Annotated in this window: 25 protein-coding genes and 1 pseudogene; 9 read left to right on the top strand and 17 right to left on the bottom strand. The window is 40.8% G+C overall.

Annotated elements, in window-relative coordinates:
- Positions 1-38 precede the first annotated feature (38 nt).
- Entirely contained in the window at positions 39-980 is a 942-nt protein-coding gene (locus MHH58_RS01425) for a hypothetical protein (RefSeq protein WP_341344827.1), read from the bottom strand.
- Between the two features lie 195 nt (positions 981-1,175).
- Between MHH58_RS01425 and MHH58_RS01420 the strand changes: the two genes are divergently transcribed.
- Entirely contained in the window at positions 1,176-2,267 is a 1,092-nt protein-coding gene (locus MHH58_RS01420) for a PLP-dependent transferase (RefSeq protein WP_341346079.1), read from the top strand.
- A gap of 45 nt (positions 2,268-2,312) precedes the next feature.
- Here the strand turns inward: MHH58_RS01420 and mqo are convergent, their stop codons facing one another.
- From mqo to MHH58_RS01405, 3 genes are all read right to left on the bottom strand, one after another.
- The gene (gene mqo, locus MHH58_RS01415; RefSeq protein WP_341344826.1) at positions 2,313-3,818 is read right to left on the bottom strand and encodes a malate dehydrogenase (quinone); all 1,506 of its coding nucleotides are present in this window, start codon (positions 3,816-3,818) and stop codon (positions 2,313-2,315) included.
- Positions 3,819-3,990: 172 nt separating this feature from the next.
- Entirely contained in the window at positions 3,991-4,323 is a 333-nt protein-coding gene (locus tag MHH58_RS01410) for a hypothetical protein (protein ID WP_341344825.1), read from the bottom strand.
- Positions 4,324-4,334: 11 nt separating this feature from the next.
- Positions 4,335-5,003, bottom strand: coding sequence for an HAD family hydrolase (locus tag MHH58_RS01405; RefSeq protein WP_341344824.1), 669 nt, complete (start codon positions 5,001-5,003; stop codon positions 4,335-4,337).
- Positions 5,004-5,106: 103 nt separating this feature from the next.
- Here MHH58_RS01405 and MHH58_RS01400 point away from each other — a divergent pair, with 103 nt between their 5' ends.
- From MHH58_RS01400 to MHH58_RS01385, 5 genes and pseudogenes are all read left to right on the top strand, one after another.
- On the top strand, positions 5,107-5,547 hold the full coding sequence (locus MHH58_RS01400; RefSeq protein ID WP_115884881.1) for a YtoQ family protein: 441 nt from the start codon (positions 5,107-5,109) through the stop codon (positions 5,545-5,547).
- Positions 5,548-5,781: 234 nt separating this feature from the next.
- Positions 5,782-7,347 carry a sodium/proline symporter PutP gene (gene putP / locus MHH58_RS01395; protein WP_369891142.1) on the top strand — a complete coding sequence of 522 codons (1,566 nt, stop codon included), beginning with the start codon at positions 5,782-5,784 and terminating at the stop codon, positions 7,345-7,347.
- A gap of 298 nt (positions 7,348-7,645) precedes the next feature.
- A pseudogene (locus MHH58_RS12420) lies at positions 7,646-7,765 on the top strand (helix-turn-helix domain-containing protein); the annotation flags it as partial.
- 48 nt (positions 7,766-7,813) lie between these two features.
- The gene (locus tag MHH58_RS01390; RefSeq protein ID WP_341344823.1) at positions 7,814-8,176 is read left to right on the top strand and encodes a helix-turn-helix domain-containing protein; all 363 of its coding nucleotides are present in this window, start codon (positions 7,814-7,816) and stop codon (positions 8,174-8,176) included.
- Positions 8,137-8,982, top strand: coding sequence for an IS3 family transposase (locus MHH58_RS01385; protein ID WP_341346078.1), 846 nt, complete (start codon positions 8,137-8,139; stop codon positions 8,980-8,982). Before MHH58_RS01390 ends, MHH58_RS01385 begins: the two co-directional genes overlap by 40 nt.
- A 112-nt stretch (positions 8,983-9,094) precedes the next feature.
- On the opposite strand, the gene MHH58_RS01380 is transcribed toward MHH58_RS01385, so the two are convergent.
- From MHH58_RS01380 to MHH58_RS01370, 3 genes are read right to left on the bottom strand one after another with little or no spacing between them, the layout of a single operon-like run.
- Positions 9,095-11,314 carry a TRAP transporter permease gene (locus MHH58_RS01380; protein WP_135097817.1) on the bottom strand — a complete coding sequence of 740 codons (2,220 nt, stop codon included), beginning with the start codon at positions 11,312-11,314 and terminating at the stop codon, positions 9,095-9,097.
- Positions 11,315-11,317: 3 nt separating this feature from the next.
- Positions 11,318-11,833, bottom strand: coding sequence for a DUF1850 domain-containing protein (locus MHH58_RS01375; protein ID WP_341344822.1), 516 nt, complete (start codon positions 11,831-11,833; stop codon positions 11,318-11,320).
- A gap of 4 nt (positions 11,834-11,837) precedes the next feature.
- Positions 11,838-12,836, bottom strand: a complete 999-nt coding sequence (locus tag MHH58_RS01370) for a TAXI family TRAP transporter solute-binding subunit (RefSeq protein ID WP_135097814.1) — start codon at positions 12,834-12,836, stop codon at positions 11,838-11,840.
- 171 nt (positions 12,837-13,007) lie between these two features.
- On the opposite strand from MHH58_RS01370, the gene MHH58_RS01365 reads away from it, so the two are divergent.
- Positions 13,008-13,997, top strand: coding sequence for a YeiH family protein (locus MHH58_RS01365; RefSeq protein ID WP_341344821.1), 990 nt, complete (start codon positions 13,008-13,010; stop codon positions 13,995-13,997).
- A gap of 48 nt (positions 13,998-14,045) precedes the next feature.
- Here the strand turns inward: MHH58_RS01365 and MHH58_RS01360 are convergent, their stop codons facing one another.
- Together MHH58_RS01360 and MHH58_RS01355 are read right to left on the bottom strand one after the other, a co-directional pair.
- Positions 14,046-15,554, bottom strand: a complete 1,509-nt coding sequence (locus tag MHH58_RS01360; protein ID WP_341344820.1) for an SLC13 family permease — start codon at positions 15,552-15,554, stop codon at positions 14,046-14,048.
- A gap of 467 nt (positions 15,555-16,021) precedes the next feature.
- Positions 16,022-17,041, bottom strand: coding sequence for a PTS sugar transporter subunit IIC (locus MHH58_RS01355; RefSeq protein ID WP_135097986.1), 1,020 nt, complete (start codon positions 17,039-17,041; stop codon positions 16,022-16,024).
- A 194-nt stretch (positions 17,042-17,235) separates the two neighbouring features.
- Between MHH58_RS01355 and MHH58_RS01350 the strand changes: the two genes are divergently transcribed.
- Positions 17,236-17,583: a hypothetical protein gene (locus tag MHH58_RS01350; protein WP_135097808.1), complete on the top strand. Its 348-nt coding sequence runs from the start codon at positions 17,236-17,238 to the stop codon at positions 17,581-17,583.
- Positions 17,584-17,697: 114 nt separating this feature from the next.
- The gene (locus MHH58_RS01345; RefSeq protein ID WP_341344819.1) at positions 17,698-19,125 is read left to right on the top strand and encodes an aldehyde dehydrogenase family protein; all 1,428 of its coding nucleotides are present in this window, start codon (positions 17,698-17,700) and stop codon (positions 19,123-19,125) included.
- Positions 19,126-19,154: 29 nt separating this feature from the next.
- Here the strand turns inward: MHH58_RS01345 and MHH58_RS01340 are convergent, their stop codons facing one another.
- From MHH58_RS01340 to MHH58_RS01305, 8 genes are all read right to left on the bottom strand, one after another.
- Positions 19,155-20,354, bottom strand: coding sequence for an MFS transporter (locus MHH58_RS01340; protein ID WP_341344818.1), 1,200 nt, complete (start codon positions 20,352-20,354; stop codon positions 19,155-19,157).
- Between the two features lie 24 nt (positions 20,355-20,378).
- Positions 20,379-20,891 carry a GNAT family N-acetyltransferase gene (locus tag MHH58_RS01335; RefSeq protein WP_341344817.1) on the bottom strand — a complete coding sequence of 171 codons (513 nt, stop codon included), beginning with the start codon at positions 20,889-20,891 and terminating at the stop codon, positions 20,379-20,381.
- Between the two features lie 102 nt (positions 20,892-20,993).
- Positions 20,994-21,431 carry a MarR family winged helix-turn-helix transcriptional regulator gene (locus MHH58_RS01330; protein WP_115884892.1) on the bottom strand — a complete coding sequence of 146 codons (438 nt, stop codon included), beginning with the start codon at positions 21,429-21,431 and terminating at the stop codon, positions 20,994-20,996.
- A 70-nt stretch (positions 21,432-21,501) separates the two neighbouring features.
- A complete protein-coding gene (locus tag MHH58_RS01325) occupies positions 21,502-22,188 on the bottom strand; it encodes a PepSY domain-containing protein (RefSeq protein WP_341344816.1) in 687 nt (228 codons plus the stop codon).
- Positions 22,172-23,545 carry a sensor histidine kinase gene (locus MHH58_RS01320; RefSeq protein ID WP_341344815.1) on the bottom strand — a complete coding sequence of 458 codons (1,374 nt, stop codon included), beginning with the start codon at positions 23,543-23,545 and terminating at the stop codon, positions 22,172-22,174. Before MHH58_RS01320 ends, MHH58_RS01325 begins: the two co-directional genes overlap by 17 nt.
- A gap of 3 nt (positions 23,546-23,548) precedes the next feature.
- Positions 23,549-24,223, bottom strand: coding sequence for a response regulator transcription factor (locus tag MHH58_RS01315; RefSeq protein WP_135097796.1), 675 nt, complete (start codon positions 24,221-24,223; stop codon positions 23,549-23,551).
- 103 nt (positions 24,224-24,326) lie between these two features.
- Positions 24,327-25,175 carry a PepSY domain-containing protein gene (locus MHH58_RS01310; RefSeq protein ID WP_341344814.1) on the bottom strand — a complete coding sequence of 283 codons (849 nt, stop codon included), beginning with the start codon at positions 25,173-25,175 and terminating at the stop codon, positions 24,327-24,329.
- A 128-nt stretch (positions 25,176-25,303) separates the two neighbouring features.
- On the bottom strand, positions 25,304-26,122 hold the full coding sequence (locus MHH58_RS01305) for a DNA alkylation repair protein (RefSeq protein ID WP_341344813.1): 819 nt from the start codon (positions 26,120-26,122) through the stop codon (positions 25,304-25,306).
- Positions 26,123-26,138 lie beyond the last annotated feature (16 nt).

Raw genomic sequence — 26,138 nt, 5'->3', positions numbered from 1 at the left:
TGAAAAAAATAAAAAAAGAATCGAAATAAATTTCGATTCTATCCTTTAAACATGCTTGCTAATTTACCGAAGAATCCTTTTTTAGGCTCCTCGATTTGCTGTTTTGCTGTTTTGTTGCTGTTATCCAGTTCTTCTGAAGCAGCCGATACATTCTCCTCAGCACTTTCTTCCTCGGCGCTCAGGTCAATTGTTCCTGTATTTTGTTCTGCCGGTGTTTCAGCAGTTTCGGTTTCTTCTGTATCAAGTTCTTCGGTTTCTGCTTCGGCGGATTCTTCTTCGATATTTTCTTCTCCAGCATTCGGAGATTCTTCTTCAGCTGGTACTTCTGCAACAATCTCTTCTTCAGTTGTTTCCGGTGTCACGGTTTCTTCCATGCCCGCTTCATCCGATGTTTCATCAGCTTTGGTTTCTTCAGCCTGTACAGTTTCATCAGCTTTGGTTTCTTCAGCCTGTACAGTTTCATCAGCTTCTTCTTCAGTCTGCGGCGATTCTTCGCTTTCGTATGCCTCTTCCGCTAAAAATGTTTCCACCTTTTCGTCCGGATTGTATTCAAGAGCATTACGATCGTACTCTTCCAATCTGTGTACAAGTGTACTTATATTTGATTTAAGTTCTTTGTTTTCATTTTGGATTTCATCCAGCTTTTCAAGCACTAAAGCAAGCAATCTTGATACGTCGTTATCCGACATTTTCGATACCTGAGTCTCACTTTTCGTTTCTTCAAAGTCGTCCATATTTTCTATAATTTCATCTGCCGCAGAGTCCAGTGTATTTCCTGGGGACTTGGCAATTTTAATCATTTCCTGTAAGACACTCACATCTTTTTTTGAAAATAATCTTCTGTTATGTTCATCTTTAGCAACTTCATAATTTCTGTCTTCAAGTAATCTAACGTATTTTCTAACGTTCTGATCAGACAGTTCAACCATGTCCGTTACTTGAGCTGTTGTATAGTATATAACGTTCTGTGACTGACTCACTCGTATCACTCCTGTAATTTAATTAACCTAATTATAACGCTTATCGTTACTTTTATCTACCATTTTTTAGCGCAGTGTATTGTCGTTACCCGAATAGAGTTTTCGCAATATTCTACTAAATTATTGACTTATACCGGCTTAATTTATATATTTATAATATCTTTCTAAAAAATACATAAAAGAAGAGGACGATAAATATTGGATACTAAATTATCACAAATCTCATTAAAGCCGGATCACACCGGTGCAACTACAAACCCTATATATTTATCAACTGCATTCGAACATGAAGGTGTGGGTAAATCGACAGGATATGATTACACACGCACCAAAAATCCGACCCGCACACATTTTGAAGAAGCATTCGCAGACCTGGAAGGCGGGACTCATTCATTCGCAACGTCAAGCGGGATGGCTGCTGTCCAGCTGTGCTGCAATTTGTTTAACAGCGGAGATGAGGTGCTCGTAAGTTTTGATTTATATGGCGGTACATATCGTATTTTTGATTTTTACGAACAGAAGTATAATGTGAAATTTCATTATGCAGACTTTAACAACCATGCTGAAGTGACTTCTCTTATCAACAGCAATACAAGAGCTTTTTTTATAGAGCCTATTACCAACCCTTCGATGGGAAAAACTGATTTAGCTCCCCTGTACAAACTCGCGCAGGAAAACGACATAATTACTATCATTGACAATACATTTTTAACGCCGTATTTATCGCGTCCGCTTATTGACGGTGCAGATATCATCCTTCATTCGGCGACTAAATATATCGGCGGCCATAACGATGTGCTGGCCGGTGTTGTTACTGTTAAAGATGAAGTACTTGCTGAGTCGCTCAGCCTGTATCACAACATGATTGGGGCAACCTTGTCTCCTTTCGACGGCTTTTTACTGCTCCGCGGATTAAAAACTTTGCACGTGCGCATGGACCGTGCTATTGAGAATGCCAGGAAAACAGCAGCTCATTTTGAAAATCATGAAGCAGTCGAAGAAGTTCTCTACGCCGGCACAACAGGGATGCTGAGCCTGCGTTTTAAAGAAACTCACAGCGTAAACACATTCTTAGAAAATATTGAAGTCTGTACTTTCGCCGAGAGCCTCGGTGGCACTGAAACATTCATCACCTTCCCTTTTACGCAGACTCATGCGGAAATGCCGGATGAAGAACGCATTAAACGCGGCATCGACGATTCATTAATCAGGCTTTCAATAGGTATCGAAAATTCTGATGATATCATTCAGGATATTGAACAGGCGCTAAATAAATCTGTAAAATAAAAAAAGGCATCGCCTCCTCGGGGGAGACGATGCCTTCTGTATTATTTAGCTCAATAATGCTCCTGCTTCGTGACTTTTCAGTCCTAAAGTATCGGTAGTGCGTTCATTCATTTCTTTGAACAAATCAGGATTATCTGACAGAGAAACTCCGTATGTTGGAATCATTTCTTTAATCTTGTCCTGCCATAATCCGAAATCTTCCGGAAATGCCCGACTCAAGAGTTCAAGCATAGCATCCACACACACAGAAGCACCCGGAGATGCTCCGAGAAGCGCGGCGATAGATCCGTCTTCCGATACAATTGTCTCTGTACCGAACATTAATGTACCTTTTCCTTTATCCGTATCCTTAATCATTTGAACACGTTGTCCCGCTGTAATCGTCTTCCAGTCTTCTGAACGTGCTCCCGGAATAAATTCTCTCAGCTCATCCATACGCTGTTCTTCTTTTAAGAGAACCTGCTGTACTAAATATTTAGTCAAACCGAGCTCTTTCGCACCCGCTGACAGCATAGTCAGTACATTATTCGGTTTCACGGAGCCGAATAAATCCAGATACGATCCCGTTTTCAGGAATTTCGGAGAGAAGCCCGCAAACGGCCCGAACAGCAGTGATCTTTTACCGTCGATATAACGTGTATCGAGGTGCGGTACAGACATTGGCGGTGCACCGACTTTAGCTTTGCCGTAAACTTTAGCTTCGTGCTGGTTCACAACTTCTTCGTCATCGCAAACGAGGAAGAGACCGCTCACCGGGAAACCTCCGATATTTTTAGACTCGGGGATGTTTGTTTTCTGCAGAAGCGGCAGACTGCCGCCTCCTGCACCGATAAAGACAAAATCAGCGGTATGATATTCCATTTTACTGTTGTTCAAGTTCTTAACTTTGACCTGCCACTTGTCTTTTTGAGTGCGGCGGATGTCCTGAACAGCATGCTTGAAATTCATTTCCACACCCTGTTCTTCAAGTCTCTTAAATAACTTTTTAGTCAGACTGCCAAAGTTAATATCCGTTCCTGAATCAATGCGTGTTACACCAATCTCTTCATCAGGCTTGCGTCCTTCCATCATCAGCGGCAGCCATTCTTTAAGAACATTGTAATCATCGCTGTATTCCATACCTTCAAACAGAGGACTTTCAGTCAGTTTTTCCACACGTTTTTTAAGGAATTCAACATTCTTTTCGCCTTCCACAAAACTCATATGCGGTACTGTACGGATAAAATCTTCCGGAGAATCTAAATATCCTTTTTCAATTAAATACGCCCAGAGCTGTTTTGAAATCTGGAACTGCTCGTTAATTTTAATCGCTTTTGAAATTTCTATCGAGCCGTCTGAAAGCTCTGGTGTATAGTTCAATTCGCACAGCGCCGAGTGCCCTGTACCGGCGTTATTCCATGCGTTCGAGCTCTCGATTGCAACATCATCAAGTTTTTCAAAAACTTTAATGTTCCAGTCAGGTTTTAATTCTTTTAATAGTGTTCCAAGCGTGGCACTCATAATCCCGCCACCAATCAGAACCACATCCGTTTTGCTAATAGAAGTAGTCATACTTAAATTGATGCCCCTTATCCATGTTTAATATATTAATATTCAGTAACAGTATACTCCTTTTTCTTGGATCCTGAAAGCCATATCATGAAATGTGTCATACTATTTATTAAAAGTGTTATACTAATTAAACTCAAAAAAGATGCACTGTCCCAGTACATCCTCAGTAAGTCTATTTTCCGCTTTTATCATTCACGTAGGCAGCAAATTCATCTGCGCTTCCAGACACTATGTCAACCATCGCAATCTTACCCATACCTTCTGGGAATTCGATAAACAGCACATCATCCTCAATAAATGCACGCACGATATCCGTGTAGGCAAATACTCTGGTATATGGCTCGCCATTCATATCGACATTCATAAACAGCCGTTCATTCGTCGTCATATATGCACCCGGGAAATGTGCCTGGTCTCTGACTTTATATAATAAAGTTCCTTCAAGTGATGGTCCGAATTTCTCTGTCGGATAAAGATCCGCTTCGGTTAAGTTAATTAAACTCACAGTTTATCCTCCTAAATATCATTTAATATTTTCCAATTTTTGTCCTGCGCAACTGATCTCAGGTCGCTGTCCGGTGCAACTGCTACTGGTTTACCCACAAGCTCCAGCATTTTAAGATCCGTTATACTATCACTGTAGGCCTGACTGTTCAGCCAGTCCACTTCTTTGTTTTGGAAGTGTTCCTTTATAATATCAATTTTGCGTTCAGCAAACATGCGTTCAAACCGCGTTTTATAATCCAGCTTATCACCATTGTAATGAATTTTTGAGCCGACGATATAATCAAAACCCACACCTTTAAATAATGCTTCCAATAAAGGTATAAAAGCGCCTGAAATCAGTACTACATAGTAGTTGTCCTGTTTCAGCTGCTGAATTTTTTCAAGCAGCGAAGTCCTGAGCTCGTTACTCATCGAAGCGGCAACATCCGAAAAAAATTCATCAATTTCACGTTTGGAATAACCTTTAAATGAAAGTATATAAGATTCCAATGCTCTGTGCTGCATTTTAATTTTCGGCACCATTTTCATTTTATAGCCAAAATAAGTCGGCGCAAAATAGCGAACAAAATGCTTATAGTTCTTTTTAAATTTCGGGTGATTTTTTAAATGTGCACGAAGCGTTTCAAAGGTTTCATGCGGATATAAAGTCCCGTCAAAATCAAATAATGCCACTTTCATATCGGTCTATTCCTTTCTCTGGATAATTAATCTACTCTAAATATTTTACCATAAATAGATTAGGGTATATACTAATATGCAATGACTAATAGGAGGTTGTTTCATGGATTTAACAGTATATTTAGCAGGCGAGATTCACAGCAGCTGGAGAGACAAAATTCAGGCTCTGGCCAAAGAGAAAGATTTACCGTTAACTTTTGTATCACCTCAGACGGATCACGATTTATCGGATGACATCGGGGAAAATATTTTAGGTGAGCAGCCGAATAAATATTACCGCGATGATGCAGCATCCAGTATTAATAATCTGCGCACCCAGGTTTTAATGAACAAAGCTGACGTAGTTATTGCCTTGTTTGGAGAGGAATACAAGCAATGGAATACAGCAATGGATGCGACGACAGCAATTAACTCAGGCAAACCGTTGATTTTAGTGCGTCCTGAGAAATTAATTCATCCATTAAAAGAAATTTCAAATAAAGCAAATGTCGTTACAAATTCTGTTGAACAGGCAATTGAAGTTTTAGAGTATATTTACAAGTAAAATATCATTCACTCAACCCGCCCGGTATCAGGTATGCCGGGCGGATTTGTATTTGAATTCACAGACTATTCCCCGATTCGCATTGTAATAACAAGCCATGATGGTTATAATCGGCTTAGGTGTAATTCTATTCTTTTAATTTAAAAAGATGGAATTTTCATATGTTTGTGTAATTGATTTTAAATTCTGCAAACAGCTCGAATTTATTTCGCAAAGGGGAGAGGATTTATTATGATTCTTAACACAGTAACAGGATCCGCTTTTACATTTACAGCGGGTTGGGAACAATATTTGATGATGGCAGTGTATTTTATCATTCTGATTGCAATCGGAATATACGCTTATAAAAAGTCCACATCAAACCTTAACGAGTATATGCTCGGCGGGCGTAATATCGGTCCATGGGTTACCGCCTTGTCTGCCGGCGCTTCCGACATGTCAGGCTGGATGCTGATGGGGCTTCCAGGCAGTATGTACAGCGTCGGACTTTCAAGTATTTGGATTGCCGTCGGTTTAACAATCGGTGCCTACGTAAACTACATAGTGGTCGCTCCGAGACTCCGTGTATACTCGGAAGTTTCCAACGATTCAATTACGCTTCCGGACTTTTTTGAAAATCGTTTTAAAGACCACAAGCACATGCTGAGAATTATAGCTGGCCTCGTAATCGTTATATTCTTCGCTGTTTATACAGCGAGCGGCATGGTATCAGGCGGTAAATTGTTCGAGAGTGCATTTAACCTGCCGTATCATTGGGGCCTATTCCTTACAGCAGGAGTCGTTGTAATCTATACATTCTTTGGCGGTTACCTTGCTGTAAGTCTGACCGACTTCTTCCAAGGGACGATAATGTTTATTGCTATCGTTATGATTCCGATTGCCACATGGATGACTCTCACAGGACAAGGCATTGAGCCGTTTGTAAGAATAGAAGAGCTCGGCGCGATAGCGGACATCAACTATCTGTCCTTAATCAGCGGGGTTTCTATTATTACTATTATCGGTAACCTGGCATGGGGCTTCGGTTATTTCGGACAGCCGCATATCATCGTCCGCTTTATGTCGATAAGATCTCATAAGATTGTTCCTCAGGCACGTCGTATTGGTATTATCTGGATGGCAATTTCACTAATCGGAGCCTGCTTAACAGGGTTACTTGGTATCGCATTTACGGATGCTACCCGGCACGAAGTAGCAGATGCCGAAACGATTCTGGTTCTAATGAGTCAGGTATTATTCCATCCATTAGTCGGCGGATTCTTCCTGGCAGCAATTTTAGCAGCTATTATGAGTACTATTTCATCTCAGCTGTTAGTCACTTCAAGTTCGCTTGTTCAGGATTTCTATAAAATGATTCGTCTGAAAATGATCGGCGGGACAGAAACCAAATCCGAAGAAGAACAAGACAAACTTTTTGTTTTAGTCGGAAGAATATCTGTCATTATTGTTGCGCTTGTTGCAATTGTTATAGCATGGGATGACGAGTCAGTAATTCTTGATATTGTCGCCAATGCATGGGCCGGTTTCGGTGCTGCATTTGGTCCGCTGGTAGTTATGGCTCTGCACTGGAAAGGCATGACACGTTCTGGTGCTATCGCGTCAATCATCGGTGGGGCCGCAACTGTTATTATATGGATTGCAGCCGGTACATTCGGTACAGGTTTGTATGAAATCGTTCCTGGTGTAATCGTCGCTACCTTGTTAGGTATCATCGTAAGTAAGATGACTCAGAGTGAACTTCAACCGGAAATGAAACAGGAATTTGAAGAAACTGAAAGAATTTTAAAAGAAGATAAGTAAACTTATACTGAACTTAAAAACACGCGGCCGTATTTTTGATATGCTCCCCCTAAAGTAGACACTTAAAAAAGTAAACTACTTTAGGGGGAGTTTTCTCTTGAAATCAAATATAAGGTATTCAACCAATAAATTAATTGAATACATCGAGTTATATTTAAACGGCACTTCGTTTCACTCACTACGTGAAGATTATGAGTTAGATTTAAACGCATCGACTTTTCGATTCTATATAGATAAATACCTGCAGCATGGGACGACTGGATTACTGAGGCGACAGGGGAATCACAATTATTCCGAAGTGTTCAAACATCAAGTGATTCAAGAGTATCTTCATAGTAATAAAAGTTATAGAAGTCTGGCAGCCAAGTACAAAATTCCCAGTGATTCTACAATCAGGCAATGGGTATTACGATATACTGAAGGCAAAGAGAATCGAACGTATTCTCCAAAACCGGAGGTCTATCAAATGAAAAGCAGAAAAACAACATACGAAGAACGTATTGAAATTGTGGAACACGTCATCAATCATCCATTATCTTATAAGGATGCCGCAGAAAAATTTAAGGTCAGCTACAATAACGTCTATTCATGGACGCAAAAATATAAGAAATTTGGACCGAAAGCACTCGAAGACAATCGTGGTAAGAAGAAACCATCAGAAGCTCAAACCAGCGAAGAACAACTGAGAACTGAGATTGAAGCGCTCAGAGTCCGTAATCAGTGGTTAGAAATGGAAAATGAAACTTTAAAAAAGCAAGAAGAGATGGAAAGAGAGTTGATCAAACAAGAATTCGCCAAACAGCGTCGTACCAAACGATCGAAGCGTTAAAACATAAATATCCGATTGTCCATCTTTGCCAAGTGCTAGAGATTTCTCGAGCGAGCTATTATAAATGGCTCATTCGAAAACCTGCACAGTATGAAAGCAGAGATCAAACATTGATGGCAATGATGTCAGACACATATACTGCGTTAGATGGCATTTATGGTTATCGTCGAATGACGATATACCTGAATTATTACAGACAGGCCAAGGTCAATCACAAACATGTATATCGACTGATGAAAGTGATGAATTTGAAATCAGTGATTCGTCGAAAAAAACGCAGATACAAGATAGTCAAACCAGACTATATCGCTGCGAATATACTCAACCGTGAATTTCATGCTGCCAAACCCATGCAGAAACTGGTAACTGATATTACTGAATTCAGTACGACCGATGGTCGTAAAGTCTATTTAAGTGCCGTGCTGGATCTCTGCACGAATAAAATCATTGCGCATCACATGGACACGCGCAGCGAACAATCTCTGGTGACTCAGACATTCAAACAAATAGAGTCGCAGATGATCGGAGGTCAAACCATCATTCACACAGACCGTGGTTCTCAATATACCTCTCACGCGTTTCATCATTTTATTAATCGCACCCAGTCCATTCATAGTATGTCGCGTCCGGGAAAGTGCATTGATAACGGTCCAATAGAGAATGTTTGGGGCATTATTAAATCTGAGAAGTATTATTTAAATTCATATGACACCGTTGAAGTACTTAAACAGGATATCAATGCGTATATTAAGTTCTATAATACTCAGCGCGTCACTTTGAAAATGGGCTTGAAAATCCCAGCATAAAAAACGCACACGACAATTGTCGTGTGCGACCAAAATACTATTTTGTTTTTTTACCTGTCTACTTGACAGGGGGCAGTTCATTTTACGGCCGCGTGTTTTACTTTCTTTTTTATTAAGCTGCCGCCGGTTCTCTCTTTTTCTTCTTATACAGCTGATAGAGAACAAGCAGAATGAACAGACCGAAACCTATTGAATCGGTTATAAGATCGCTCTGGATAAACAAGAGAGCCGTTATAACAGCAATGATTCTTTCCGCAATATTATATTTCACAAACATAAAGTTTTGTATAAAGGACGCAAACATCGCCATACCGACTGCCGCTGTCATAATTGCCCAGATCATTTCCATTGCACTTGCATCTGTAATCAGCAGAATTGTAGGGTTTATGGCGAACATAAACGGCAGAAGAAGCGCAGCCGAGTCATATTTAAAACCTTGCACTCCAGTTCTGATCGGTCCTGCTTTCGCTATACCAGCTGTCGCATACGCCGGCAGATTGATCGGAGGCGTATCGTCAGCAAGAACACCATAGTACAATACAAACAAGTGTGCCACAATGACCGGCAATCCAAGGTTTGTCAGCACAGGAGCTATAACAGCCGCAAGCACTACGTACGTCGCCGTGGTCGGCAGCCCCATACCAAGCAAGAGACATGCAAATACCGTCAGAATAAGCGCAATATACAGCTGAGTATTATCAGTAATCATAAAGTTCGGCAGCATACTTTCAATCGTGTCTGAAAAATTGATGACTATTCTTGTGAATTTAGTTGATAAGCCGCTCGTTGTGATTACGCCGATCAGAATACCTGCTGTCGCACAAGCAACAACAATACTTAAGGCGTTTCTGGATGCTTTATCGAAACCTTCCAGCAGCTGTTTAAAGCCGTACTTTTGCGGCGTCACATCCCGCTTGGTCATCTTCTGGAATATCGCAAAAAGCAGAGCGACAATAATACCGCCGAGCACCATGGTAAATATCGGACTGCGCCAGCGGATAGTTTCAGCATTAAACAGACCTAAACCGATCGCATTATCGAATATTGACAGACCCTGATTCACAAATACAATTAAATACTGCATAGAGAACGTTAAAGCCAGTAATATTGCGGCAAATATAATCGTCCGTCCCATACTTTCTTTAAAACGATATGCAAAAAAAGCAATAATAATCATGGCGATAATCGAGTAAAATGCCGAAGCATTAACTGATGCTCTTTCAACTACCAGGAAGTAAAGCAATATTAAAATAGGTACAATCAGATAACCCTGACTGAGCAGCAGCTTTCTTGCCGATGTCATTTCAGACCTGTCGATACCGGATATATTATGTTTGTTGGCTTCGAAATGAACCATGAACAATATTCCGACATAGGCAAGCAGCGCTGGTATCAACGCACTTTTAATAATTTCAAAGTAAGGAATACCTGTAAATTCAACCATTATAAATGCAGCAGCCCCCATTACAGGAGGAAGAAACTGCCCGCTCGATGATGCAGCAACCTCAACGCCTCCGGCAACATGCGGCGGAAATCCTACTTTCTTCATTAAAGGAATTGTAAATGTTCCCGTAGTCACCGCATTCGCAGTCGAACTGCCTGAAATACTTCCCATCATTCCGCTTGCTACCACGCTTGCTTTGGCGGGCCCGCCTTTGTATTTACCAAATCCGCGTATGGCAAGATCAATGAACATCTTTCCAGCTCCAGTGGACTCGAGTATTGCTCCAAATAGTATAAAAATAAATACAAACTGGGCGGAAGCGTATATTGGCGTGCCGAAGATACCATTACTTCTGTATGTAATTTCGTATACGAATCTTGAGAAATCACCTCTGTTGTGGTAAAACTGTCCAGGTAAAAATTCTCCGGCAAAGAAATAACCGATTCCTATCAGCGCAATAATTACAAGCGGCAAACCAACAACCCGCCTGGTCGCTTCGATAACAATAACGATAAATAGCGCACCCATAATCAAATCTAAATCTGTTGGACGTGCTGACATTATTTCTGGTGCATCCTGTCTTTGTATTAAATATATCCCTAACAGAAGCGATATTGCTGCTAGAATAAAATCATATATCGGAATTGTTTTTTGAGATGTTCCTTTTTTGATCGGAAAAATTAAAAACACCAGTACTATTGCCAGCGTAAGGTGAATAATCAAAAATGTTTTTGAGCCGATGCCTGGCAAGCCGAATCCTGCTACATAAAGATGGAATACCGCCAGCAGAATAGAAATCGAACTAACCAGTATCGTCAGCTTCTTTCCAAGATCCCTGTCGCTGCCTTCCAATTCCTGAATTAATTTCTGTTGTTCTTTAGCATCCATTAGTTAATCACCTCTAAAATAACCTTTCATTAATTTCACTTCTAAATTTTTCCCTTTATAAGGTGCCTCAGAAATGAGGATATCTTTGTCCCCTATTACAATATGGTGAGGAAACACTGAAGAAGGTCTGATTCGCAACGTACCTCCATGTACTTTACGATTTATATTTTTGATGATGAACTTCCCATCATCTATTTCGACATCTTCACCCTCATAAGGCATGCCTGCTCCAAACGATTCTGTATGACTTTCCATCGTATAAATTCCATCACTCCGTACTTCAAAAACTTCACTTACCGGCGAACGTTCGACAGAATGTATATAATTCACTGTAAAGTGTTCTCCATATTCAATATTCTGTACAAATAGCTTTTCTTCAGTGCTCATATCTTCAATAATAATTTTTAACGGCTGATTCAGCTGAAATATTATCGCTATCTCCAGGAGGATAAAAAGACTTGTAAGGGATAAAAAGGCATTGCGTATATGCAATGCCTTTTTACAGTTATCTTTACTCATTTAATCACTGCTCATCATAATAGCGCTGAACACCCGGATGCAGATCGATTGACATACCTTCTTCTGCAGTATCAAGTGACAGCTCTTCCCCGCGGACATGAGCATTCGCCATTTGGTCCAGGTTATCAAAAATTGCTTTAGTCATTTCGTACATCTGGTCTTCCGGAATATCATTGGAAGCAATCAGCATCGCCTGCACTGCAACTGTAGATGCTGTGCTGTCAAAGTTATCATATGCATCTGCAGGGATGTCTTGTTTTGTATAATAAGTGTATTCTTCCATCAGACTATCCATTGCATCTTCATCAAAACTCACAATTCTCACATCTGCACTTGCACTTAGTTCCTGAATAGCACCGGTCGGTGTTCCTGCAGTAACAAAAGCAGCATCAACGTTCCCATCTTGCAAGTTAGTAGAAGCATCCGCAAAGTCTAAGTATTGAGCATCAATGTCGTCAACTGTCATGCCATGCGCTTCGATAATCTGATTAGCATTTGCTTCCGTTCCAGATCCCATGTCACCGATAGCAACACGTTTTCCTTCAAGATCAGCCACTGATTCAATACCTGAATCCGCTAAAGTAACCAGCTGAACTGTTTCAGGATAAATAGTGAATACACCGCTGTAGTTATCGAGAACTTCACTGAACATATTACTTCCCTCAGCACCGTAAAATGCGATGTCATTCTGCACGAGAGCGAGCTGGGCTTCTCCGTTATTTAACTGTTCCGCATTAGAAACAGATGCTCCAGAAGATACACCTGTAGCACTCACATTATCGAGAGAAGAATCAATAATATCAGCCATCGCAACTCCTAAGGGGAAGTAGACTCCGGCTTCGCCGCCTGTAAGCAGAGTAACATTTTCGATCCAGTCCTCTCCGCCCGCAGCATCCCCTGACTCTCCGCTGCTCTCCTGTTCGTCACCTGAGTCATCCCCGCATGCTGCTAAAACCAGCAAAACTGCAGACAACATCATTAAAAACCATTGGTTCTTTTTCATTAAATTAGTCCCCTTTCAATTTTTTTACTTTCTTACCAGCAATCTTAACATAAAAACGCTTTCAATAATTAGAAAATTCTTATTTACTTTTATACCTTTTCCCTGATTCATTTTCCTGATTCCCACAATCTTGTTAAAGTGCTACTATTATCATTAATGAGGTGCACAAATATGATATATAAATATTTCAACAGAACATTTATTTTTGGTATTTTATTTACTTTTATCGTCGCTGTTTTAAGCATTACGCTCTCGAAGTTACCGATTATTTCAAGTATCGGCGCACTGGCAGTAGCACTTGTTATCGGCGTAATTTACAGACAGACTCTCGGCTATCCTGAAGCTTTACGTCCCGGGATTACATTTTCAGCCAAAAAACTTCTGCGTTTTGCTATCGTACTGTACGGTTTTAAACTTAACCTGCAATTAATTATCAGCGATGGCTGGATTATGATTCTTCTAGGCATCGGTGTCATCGTGTTCAGTTTTGTCCTTATGCATATATTGAATAAGTATTTTAAAACTAATTCATCAATTATGTTTCTGCTGGCAGCAGGAACTGGAATTTGCGGGGCTGCGGCGATATCTGCAGTCAGTTCAATCATCAAGGCGAAAGAAGAAGACACTGCTATCAGTATCGGTTTGATTTCTGTTGTGGGAACAGCCTTTGCCCTCAGCTATACATTTATCGGCCCATTATTCGATATGAATGATATTACATATGGTGTATGGAGCGGTCTCAGTCTCCATGAAATTGCTCAGGTTGTACTGGCAGGGGGCAGTGCCAATGACGAGGGTATGGCAATGGCCTTACTTTCTAAATTAAGCAGAGTATTTCTGCTTATTCCTGTAAGTTTTCTGCTGATGTATTTCGTTTCCAGAAAACAGCATAAGAAAACTGGCGGAAAAGTTGATATTCCTTACTTTCTTTTCTTTTTCGTCCTGATAGCAATATTAAATACATTTATCACAATACCTGAAGGGTTGAGCGCAGTAATTGATCAGCTGACCACTCTGTTAATGGTTATGGCCATGGTCGGTCTCGGTCTCAGTGTTTCACTGCAATCCATCCGGGAAAAAGCATTAAAACCGCTTTACGCTTTAGTTATTACATCGATTTTATTATCGGTAATTACATTTTATATTGCATCTATTATTTAAATAAAAAATAACCGCTCTCTTAAAGAGAGCGGCTAATATCCATTTCTTTTACAGCAAACCAATCCACTGCCAGTACGTTGCAGACAGAAGAATGATAAGCAGATAGCCCCCAACTGTAAGGAAGATACCGGATTTCAATAGGTCGTTTACTGTAAACGTTCCTGTTCCGTAAGCAAGCATATTCTGCGGTGCGCTTACCGGCAGCAGGAATCCGAAACAAATAACAAATTGCTGAACCAGTACAAACCCGAGTGATGCGTCACCCATATTAAGCGTGGTAGTTAACGCGATAAATACCGGAATTAAGGCTGATGCAAGTGAAGTTGCGCTCGCAAATCCGAGGTGAATAATAATGTTAAATACAGAAACAAGTGCAATGACTGCCACGAGCGGGAATGCATCGAGCCCCATCGCACCGAATGTTACATCGGATAACCATTGGGCTGCACCTGTTCGGAGCAGAACAGTACCAAGCGATATCCCGATCGCAAATACGATAATTGTTCCCCAGTTAATTGTGCCCTCCACTTCTTTCCAAGTAAATACACCGACTTTAGGAGACAGCATAAGTGCAAGGGCAATTAACGTAACTGAAGATGAATCAAACGGATGTAATATACCTTCTGTAGCCCAAAAGATGAGCAGCAGTGTGGCGATTATAATTAAGCGCCATTCTACTGCTTTAATCGGGCCAAGTTCCGCAAGCTCTTTATCAATGAGCTCCCGGCCGCCGCTGATTTCATCAGTTTCAGCTTTAAAGAAGCGCGTCATTACGAAGTACAGAAGTATACTCATTATAATTGAAAACGGTGCTGCATAGATAAACCAATCAATCCATGAAACATCCTGCCCCATCGCTTCATTAATAAATCCGACGGCTACAAGGTTTTGCGCCGCGGCAGTTTTGATGCCGACATTCCAAATTGATACTGCCTGTACAGCTGTAACGATTAACAAGGTGGCAAGCTTACTGTCTTTCGACATACCGAATGCTGCAACCATCCCTATTAAAATAGGTATGACCGCGCCTGCCCGTGCAGTTGCTGACGGAACGAAAAAGGCGAGTAAGATCGATACCAGTATCGTACCTAAAACAATCGCATTAGTTTTGTTACCTACAATTCTCAGTACGTAGAGCGCGAGACGCTTATGCAGATTGGTAATCTGCATGGCACTCGCAAGGAAAAGGGCTGCTGCGACAAGTGCCAGAGCCGAACTGGAAAAACCTGAAAAGGCCAATGATAATGCGTTGCTCGTGCCGAATTGTTCTGTACCATCCGGCACATCAAGTGCTGCACCAATATCATTTGCCGGCACCGGTGAAAGTCCAAGTAAAATGATAAGCAGGCCGACAATCATTACCGCAGATACTGGATATTTAACAGCCTCAGTTACCCACATGATTACCGCGAATGCCAGAACTGACAATGCTCTAAGTCCTACAACTCCGAGAGCTTCGGGTGCAGGTAAAAAGTTAATAATTACTAAAACTAAAAAAGCAACGATGATCCAGACTGGCTTATAACCCTTCTTTTCTTTTTCCATCTTGTCTGCCATTAGACAGTCACTCCTTTAATATCTCTATGGATTCACTGCCAATATAACATTATTTACATCTCATTACCCTTTATCGTTTAATATGTCACAATACTTTCAAAGTCTTGAATTTTTTTATTTTTCCTGCACATAAATTTTTGCATTAAGTGAATATGAAATATATTATTGTAATAATACTATTCATTTTACCGTATAAAGCGGCTGGGATACTTATGAGATTCTGTCATGCCAATCCTGAAGCTTCCGGATACATATGAGATCCGATCATACCTACCCTACAGACCGCGGATACACATGAGACCTGATCATCCCAACCCCGGAAACCTAGCTATTACTCTAGCAGCAAGCAACTGATCCGGTAACCTGTCATTAATCTAATTCATTCTATAAAAAATGGCTTGGAAGTCTTAAAATCAAGATTTCCAAGCCATTTCTTTTATTGTCTTAAAGCTTTTGTTCCAGCCTTCTTATAATGAATCCTTAAGCACTTCACTGTTATAAATTTTAGTATTTCTGAATACATAAGAACCTGCTACTGCAATAAGGAATGAGATCACTGCACATATTGCTGCATATGTTAAAACCTGTACTGCAGGATTATAACCGAACATTACCAGCAATCCGGGCACCGGTGCTGCTGTACCGGGAGCATCATTTACCATTCCCGACATCGCAATAACCATCCCCGATAAACCGCCGCCTATAAAGTTAGTGACGTACATAGGTATAGGATTCGCAGTAATCAGATCTGCCTTCGAAAGCGGCTCGATTGCTACTGAAATAATCGATTTTAAATCTCCTATTTTAAGTTTATAGAAGAGCCACGCGTTTGCTGGCGAAGAAGCGAAAGCGGATAAGGCAGCTACTGCCATCGGCACCCCTGTCAGTCCGAGCAGGGCAGTTAATGCCATGGAGCTCAGCGGCGAAATCCCGACTACTGTAACAATACCCCCGAGCATCAACCCCATAAGCAGCGGACTTGTATCCGTAGCAGTCTGAATAATTGTTCCAATCTCCAGCAGTGAGTTGTCCACAAGCGGTGTAATAAATAATCCCAGCAGACGAATGACCGGCAAAGCGATTAAAATTACAATGATAAAGTCGAGTCCTTTAGGAATAACCCGCTGCAGCCAAAGTACACCAAATGATACGATATATGCTGCAAACAGCCCCGGAATCAGTCCCATGTCACCAAATCCTGCGGCCAGGATTGCAGAGTTTACCGGGTTAACTTTCATAGCCAGACAGACAAGCATAACTACTATCGTGCCATCCAGACCTCCTGCCACTGTTCCAGCAGTCTGGAAAAATTCGAGATCAAAAAGATCTCCAATAACAAATGTATTTAAAGCTTCAACCAAATATGTAGCGATTGCAGCACCTGCAAAAGCACCCATCACTTTTGAACCGTAAGGTGCAAAGTGAGTAAATAAAGTGAAAAATACTAAAATAACCAGAAGAAGACCAATGCCTATCAGCTCGTCAATTGTCAAAACCCCCAAATATTTATCTATAATGGTATATTTTATGAAAAGCCTTTCATGAAATTACAATGAGATTAAGTTACCATACGAAAAATTTTTAGTCAATTTTAATTATTGCAATTTTATGTTTATCCTTATGTTAAAATGGTCATATAATTAATAATTGTCTATTTTAAAAAAAATTCAGGAGGCAGAATATGCTGAAATATCTCGTTAATTTATATGTAGGTTCTAAAGTATTTGAAGGTGGTCTCGATAAGATTAAAGCTGAAGGAAATCTCGGCGAAGATTTTGAATCGGAATTCAATGTCAACAAAGACCAGATGAAAATCGCCGGCTATTTTGAAGCTGTCGGTTCAATTTTTCTTTTCCTGTCGTTCCTCGGGAAAACTTTTACACGTATCGGAACGTTCCTCATTAACGCAGTTCTCGGCGTCGCTATCTTAAAACATCTGAAAGCGGGTCACGGTTATGAGGGAAGTAAAAAAGCACTCGGACTGTTCGGTCTGAACACGCTGAGTTTCCTTTCAACATTCCGTAAATAAACAATCAGCCTGAAGATTTTTCTTCAGGTTTTTAATATGCCTTTTTGTTTGAAAAACTGCTCTACCGGATAAATACAACTATACAGATACACACAAAATTAGGAGGATTCCACTTTGATTAAATATACTCAGCAATTTATAAATGGTGAATGGACAGACAGCGCAAACAATAAAACCATAGAGGTTATTAACCCGGCTACTGAAGAGGTATTTGCAACTGTTGCCGCCGGCAACTCAGAAGATGTCGACAAAGCAGTCGCTGCCGCACACAGCGTTTATCTGAAATTCCGCAATACTCCTGTAAAGGAACGCAGAGAAATGCTCGAACGTATTGCAGATGAATATGAGAAACGGAAAGATGACTTGATTGAAACTATTACAAACGAACTAGGTTCGCCGCTCTCAGTTTCTGAGAATTCCCACTATAATGCTGGGTTAAATCATTTCAGAACTGCTGCAGAAACACTCGATACATTTGAGTTTGAAGAACAGCGGGACGATGCACTCATTGTGAAGGAAAGTATCGGGGTGGCTGGTTTAATTACACCGTGGAACTTCCCGACCAATCAAACCGCCTTAAAATTATCAGCGGCCTTCGCAGCTGGTTCTCCGGTAGTTTTAAAACCAAGTGAAGAGACGCCGGTTACCGCATGTATTTTAGCAGAGATTTTCCAGGCAGCCGGCGTGCCTAAAGGTGTTTTCAATCTCGTAAACGGCGATGGCGAAAACGTTGGCACACCGCTCAGTGAACATCCCGATGTCCGGATGATGTCATTTACCGGTTCTGGACGGGCAGGCAAAAGTATTATGGAAAAAGCAGCAGCTGACTTTAAAAAAGTAGCTCTGGAGCTCGGCGGTAAATCTCCTTTAATCGTACTGGATGATGCAGATTTGGATGATGCTGCAGCTTCTGCGGTAAACAGAGTAGTGAGAAACACCGGTCAGGTATGTACAGCCGGCACCCGGACACTCGTACCGGCAGAACTCAAAGATAAGTTTTTAAAGAAACTGAAAGAGAAAATCAGCACTGTAAATGTCGGTGATCCAAGAGCAGAAGGCATAGAAGTCGGTCCGCTTATCAGCAAAAAACAGTTCGACAGAGTGCAGAGTTATATTCAAAAAGGACAGGAAGAAGGCGCAACACTGTATCACGGCGGTACAGGGAAACCAGAAGGTCTCGATACAGGCTACTTCGTTAAACCGACAATATTTACCGATGTTGATAACAGTATGACTATTGCTCAGGAAGAGATTTTCGGCCCTGTAATGAGTGTCATTACTTATAACGATTTAGACGAAGCAATCCGCATTGCCAATGACACTGTTTACGGACTTGCAGGTTATGTTGTCGGCAAGAACAAAGAAAAACTTCAGTATGTTGCACGTTCCATCGAAGCGGGCACAATCAGTATTAATGATTGCGGAGGCCCGAGCAATTTACCATTCGGCGGCTATAAGCAGTCAGGTATAGGACGTGAATGGGGCGATTACGGCATAGAAGAATTTTTAGAAGTAAAATCTATTAAAGGTTATTTTTCATAAAATAAAAAAACGTCCATAAGGGCGTTTTTTTATTTGAAATGCCATATTCTCCGTTTCAGCAAATACAAAAACAGCATGAACAAAATCAGACATAACGTTAAAAATCCAATGTTCATCATTGAAACTCCAAGCCAGCCGCCCTGCATCCAGAATACCCCCGCAAGCGTCCCCCCTACACTAGAACCAGTATAATAGAAAAACAGGTAGAGTGATGATGCCTGGGCTTTATTGCTGTGTGCAATATTCCCGACCCAGCCGCTCGTGAGCGAATGCGCGATAAAGAACCCGAACGTAAACAATATCAGTCCGGCAATAATCATCCATACAGATGGCAGGAGCACTGTAACAAGCCCTGTAATCGCAACAATAATCCCCGCATAAAGCATAACTACTTTACCAAACCTGTAAACAAGATTTCCTGAAAACATCGAACTTAAAACACCCACGAGAAAAATCAGATAAATCCAGCTGACCACGGTCTGGCTGATATTATAATCTTCTATCAGCACGAATGAAACATAATTATAAAGAGAAACATTTGTTCCGAGAAGCAGAAAACCCATTATAAATAAAATAAGCAGCAGCGGGTTTTTCATGTGGCTGGTCAGTGATTTAAGAAGTTCTTTAACATTGAAATCTCTCTTCACGAAATGCTTGGAAGGAGACAATGCATACCAGAAAATAAATGCTGCAAACAGACCGACTGCACCGACGCCAATCAGACCATACTGCCATCCCCATAATCCTGCTGTTACACCTGAAAAAACACGGCCAAATACTGCACCGAGAGCATTTCCGCTTATGTATAATCCCATCGCACCCGGAAGGCTCCGCGGATGAATTTCTTCTCCAAGATAAGCCATCGCAATAGACGGCAGACCGGCAAGCGCCACCCCCTGCACTGCCCGCATAACAATTAATGAGCTGAATGTCGGACTGAAGGCAGTAAGTATACATAGGACCGAAGCAGCCAGCATTGATGCTATCATAATATTTTTCCGTCCTACTGCTTCTGAAATAGAACCGAAAATCAGCATGCTGACTGCGAGAGTAAATGTTGTTACGGAAAGCGATAAACTTGCAGCTGTCGGAGTGACACCATAGTAAGCAGTTAAGTCAGGCAGAATCGGCTGCACTACATAGAGTATCGCAAATGTATTAAAGCCTGCGGCGAAAAAAGCGAGTGCTGTCTGTTTATAACTTTTAGTTCCCCGTTCTATAAAATCCATTTCCATCCCCCGTTAAACTTTTAATTACGATTTGTAAACAGTCTGATCGAGCCAGTCTTGAATTTCTTCAAGCGTACTGTTATCGAGCGGCTCCGGATATGTCATCATGACGAGCGGGACAGTATCGTAGCCTTCATTAATTACAGGCTGAATATAACTGTAAGAGGATAAATTAAAACCATTTCTCTCATAAAATTTTACGCGGCGTCTCTGTATTTCATCTTCAGGCGGTTCCACTTCGAGGACAACAGGTTTACTGCTCATACCGGTATATGCCTGAAGCGTTTTTGAACCGAGACCTCGTGAACGATGTTTTTCATTCACTGCGAGATGTTCTAAGAAGCGGTATTTTGGACTGGCCCATTCTGCAAAGAACGCCAGTATTTCGCCATTTTCACGCAATACATAAACGTTATAATCCGGCTTATCCAGCAGCATCTGCTGTCTTTTAAAATTTCTTATTTCCGACGGCGGAAATGAATCCGTCATCAATGTATATAATTGTTCAAACTCATCTTTCTCTAGTCGTTCCAGCATAATCACACATTCCTTCATTTTAATATTATTATTACTATAGAACAGTTTGGAATATAAAAAAAGCGGTACACGTTTGTGTACCGCTCGAATAACCCCGTATTTTTAATTGCTGCTGTGCGCACTGGCACTGATTTTTTTCAGCATCTCTCTGAAGGCACTCAGCTCTTCGTCACTTAAGGCAGTAAACAAACCTGCAAGAAGTTCGCTGTGTGCAGGGAAAATCCGTGCAATCAGGCTTTCTCCTTCTTCAGTCAATGCCGCTTTCATACTGCGTCTGTCATTCTCATCACGTTTCCGGATTATATAGCCTTTTTGCTGCAGCTTATCCAGTATATAAGTCGTACTTGAATTTGCAATCAATATCCGTTCCTGAATGCGGTTAATCGGCTGGGGACCTTTATTATATAAAAGTTCCAGGACTGCAAACTCGCTGATATTCAGTCCGTACTGCTGTGCATCATTCTTTACCAACTTCTCCAAAATATCATTTGTTCTTTTAATACCGACAAATGCTTTTAAACTTTCTTCCATTCTCGTCATGATATTACTCCTCAGGGGCTTCAAATCCATCAAATTATATAACTTATCAACATCTCTGTCAACGAATGTACTAGTCTTCAAAATAATCATCGTCGAATTCGATATATCTGCTATCGTACATAGCTGCGTATTCAGCTGCCTCATAGACCAGCTGCTCCATCTCTTCATAATCATCATCTATTTCGAGCCATATAACTTTATCAACGATACCTGTGACAGCATTGACTGTAATCAAGGCGCCTTCATCATCATCATTAACCAGCTGCAGAATATAGTACTCTCGGGTGTCTCCTTCACCGCTCCACGTCGAGTAAACATTTATACCGCCGACTTCTGCTGCTGCAATCTCTACAGCTTCTTCAACTGTCAGCTCTGTGTCTTCCTCCGGCTGTTCAGTTTCTTTTTTATCTTCTGTTTGTTCTTCTCTCTGCACCTGCTCTTTTTCTTTATCTTCCTGAACAGTTTTTTCAGTTTCCGGATGTTCAGCCACTGTTTGAATATCCTGTACACTCGAATCTTCACGATCCACAGTAATACTGTGCGTCGCCGATTTACCTTTCAAGTTAATCACAAAATAACGGTCGTCGTCTGACAGCGATACCGTTTCAACAGATCCGCCGTAACGTTCTGTAACAACAGCGCGTGCTTCATCTTCGGAGATAAAATCCTGCTGATTTAAGGTTACCCACAGGACACCTATAACAATACCCGCCATGAGTCCTGAGAACGCAATTACAAATTTACTCCGCTTCGTCATTGTCAGCCTCCTTTTTCATCGTTAATGTGAATGTTGATCCTTCTGTAAAAATACTCTCAGCCGATATCTCAATATCATTATTCTCTGCCAGCTGTTTTGCTATTGATAAACCGAGGCCCGAACCCCCTGTTTTTCTAGTACGGGCTTTATCCACCCGGTAAAAACGGGTAAAAATTTCGTTTAAATCTTCTTTCGGTATTCCGATACCGTAATCTGTCACAGCAATAATAATCGATTTATCCGTTTCATCGATATTGACATCTATATCGTCACTGCTGTACTTATACGCATTATCCAAAAATATGCGCAGCAGCTGTTCGAATGCCGGCGGATTAACATAAACATAAGGATTCTTACCGCCGGAGTCGATATTAATATTGCGTTTAAACACTTTTTCAAGACGTGACGCAACGCTCTCAATCAGCTTCACTGCAGGAACATACTCCTTATCTTGATTTGTATCGCTATGCGTTACTTTTGTAAAACTCAAGAATTGTTCCGTTAAATATTTCATGCGTGCCGTTTCTTCCGAAATTGCGGTGATTCCTTCATCCAGCAAATCTTCACGGGTTTTACCGAAACGTTCCAGCATACTTGCATATGAACTGATTACTGTCAGTGGTGTTTTTAATTCATGTGATGCATTCATGATAAAAGCCTGCTGATTATCATCATGCGCTTTTAAAGTCATCATCATATCGTTATATGAATCGGTCAGCATTTTCAATTCCAGAGTATCAGATTTATTGACCGGTATAGTTTTATAACGCCGTACGTTTTCTGTATCATTCATTCTTTTTACGAGCTTTTTAATCGGGTTCGTAATCAGATTGGTAATGAACTGATTTAAAACGAAGACAAGCAGCAGCAGAACGGCAGTTGAAATGATTAAAATCCACTTTAAAATATTATAAGTATCATATAAAAAATATACATTCTCATATATTTGCAAGCTGTGCACTTCACCGTTTTCCCAAATGACCGGCATAGATATCATGACAAAATTCTCACCCTTAAACGACACTGTATCCGTATACTGCGACGTACTGTACGAACGGCCGAGATCGAGATAGCTTTCTTCTGTAGCAATTCTGACGATAGGCTTTTCCTGTGCATTCAGCATCGTAATATAGCCGTCTGAGAGCGAGAAATACTGCAGGACAGTTTCGCCGCTGATACCATTCTCTTTTGCCTGCTGGATTTCAGTAATTATATTATTGCCGCGATTTTCGAGCTGTCCCATTTCCGCTTCCAGCGAATAATGTTTATAGGCGAAGTAAATTAATAAGTTAGTCAGCACTACAACAATAGCAATCATTACCGTCGTATATAACTGTATTTTCGTCCCAAGTTTCATAAACTAATCCTTAATAATATAACCAATGCCGCGCACACTGGAAATGATTGATGGTTTGTCTGTATCCAGCTTCTTACGAATATACCGCACGTAAACATCCACCGTATTCGTATCGCCAAAGTAATCATATCCCCATACTGCATCGATGATTTGATCGCGGGACAGCGCGTGGTTTTTATTATTTATAAGATAAAGCAGCACATCGTACTCCTTCTGTGTTAAATAGACTGCTGCGCCGTTACTGTACACTTCTCTTGCTAGAGGACGGATTTCAAGATGGCGGTATTTAATACTTTCTGTCTTCACTTCGCCTGCCGCTGCCGATTTCAGATGCACACGGATTCGTGCAAGCAATTCCTCCACCTCAAATGGTTTTGTCATATAATCATTAGCTCCTGAATCAAGCCCGCTGACTTTATCCATCACAGCGTCCCTTGCAGTGAGCATTATTATTTTAATATCAGAATTTTTCTGTCTGATTCTTCTCAGCACTTCCAGCCCGTTCAGTTCCGGTATCATGACATCGAGCAGCATCAGTGAAAAGCCGCCTGTTTCATACTTTTCCAGCGCTTCTTTTCCTGTATATGCTATATCTGTTATATAACCTTCAAATTCCAATTCAAGCTGAATAACACGTGCAATTTTCTCATCATCTTCCACTATCAATATCTTTTCCATGATATCGCCTCACAATGTTTGTTGGTGCTTGTAATTATATCATGTAAGCGTGCTGCATCTGTATTTATGAATGATAAAATAACGCCCCGGAGGGCGTTATAAATTAGTCATCAATCTCTGTAACATCACCTGTTTTTGCATTAATCTTCACTTCGTAATCATCAATTTCAAACTCATATTTAAAGTCGTCCGCATCGTATTCCCATTGTTCAATTTCACCATCCGCAGCTTCCAGGGCGGCCTCTCTTGCCTGTTTCAATGAAATGATTTTTTCTGTTTGTGCTGCTTCCAGACGTTTGAATCCGCGCTCGTTATTATCATTGTCATGCTCTTCTTCAAGGACTGACAAATCATCTGCTTTCAGCTTCACTTCGTATTCTTCATTTTTGTTTTCAAGTTTTACTTCGTAATAATACACACCATCATCTTCATCGTAGCTGACTTCTTCTAAAATACCGTCAAATCTTTTTTGGGCTGCTTCGATGGCTTCAAATGATTTGTCGTCTTTAAATGCATCTGAAAGTTTTACACTGCTATTCGAGCCGGCTGATTGTTTACTGTTTTTCTCTTCTGTCTTCATTTCATTGCCGTTATCTTCTTCATCACGGTCCAGATCCTGTTCAATAATGCTCAGATCTTCTGCATTCAGTTTCACTTCAAAATCTTCATGACCGTTTTCAATTTCTATGTCATAGTAATAGACGCCCTCATCTTCATCGTATTCAACATCTGTAACTGTCCCCTCGAATTCTTTAAGTGCTTTGTCCACCGCTTCCTGGGCTGTTGTACTTAATTCTGTTTCAGCGTTGTCTCTGACTGTGACTGAGCCGTTACTTTCTTCAGTTTCCCATTCCATATCATCGGCACTTGCCGTTGTATTTGCACCGCATGCTCCTAAAACTAAGACTGATGCCAGTACGCCGCCAGCTAAAAGATTCTTATTCAATTTCATGTCAATCATCCTCCAAAATTTTTCCGCTGTATTTGTGCGGTATGTTTCATTTGTTACTTACAGTATATCCGCCCTCGGCTAAGGGAAAGTTAAACAATAATTAAAGGATGATTAAAAAGAAAGAATCTTTATTTTAACTGCTGCAGGAGGTCAAGCGCTTCGTCCTGCTCAAGCTTCTTCAGCGTTCGGAGGGCTCTTCTTACAATGAAAGGAGATGTTTCACTAATATTTTCTTTAAGAAAAGCTATCACTTCTTCAGGATAGTATTTAGATATATCATTTAGATGATTCGCCACCGATTTTTCAACGTATCTCGACGGATCATTCAGAAATGGCTGCAGCAGTCTGAAGTTTTCCTGTATATCATCTCTTAAAAAAGGAAGTTTTTTTGCCCACGGCAGACGGGGTCTTGTACCTTCTGTCACTAGCCTTCTTAAATGAGCGTTATCACTTTTTCCCCAAACCTTGAATACTGCTTCAACTTTATCGTAATCTTTTCTTATAAAAGGACGGATGGCAAATTCCGCTGTATCGCGTTTCGTAATTTCCTCTATCGCTTTCATTGACTGGTCAAAATAATCGAGCCCGTATGTTTCAACAAACTTTGACAATGCCCTGTAGTAATACATTTCTTCAAACGGAAAGTAAAATTTATCATTTTCGAGACCGAGTACTTCTATAATAATCTCTGTTGCTTCGATATAATCATCCGGGAGATAATACTTAAGCTGTTTTGAGAATACTTCAATTCTTTCAGACATGCGTCCGCCTTCAATTTCCATTACTGTTTCTTTAATAAAACTGTCACTGTCAAAATCCGGATAGACGCGGCCGATATCCTCGGCATAATGTTTCGCAAGATCTTCATCAAAATAATCTTTCATCAGTTTTCGTCCGTTCATCGCTTCCACCTCTTTATAAGTATTAAAAAAAGTCCCTATTTTCATAGGAACTCCGGTAATT

This window comes from Jeotgalicoccus sp. FSL K6-3177 (assembly GCF_038050175.1).
In the GTDB taxonomy this organism is placed as follows: Bacteria; Bacillota; Bacilli; order Staphylococcales; family Salinicoccaceae; genus Jeotgalicoccus; species Jeotgalicoccus nanhaiensis.
The sequence above is the reverse complement of the archived record's forward strand: the minus strand, read 5'-3'. Positions and strand labels throughout refer to the sequence as shown.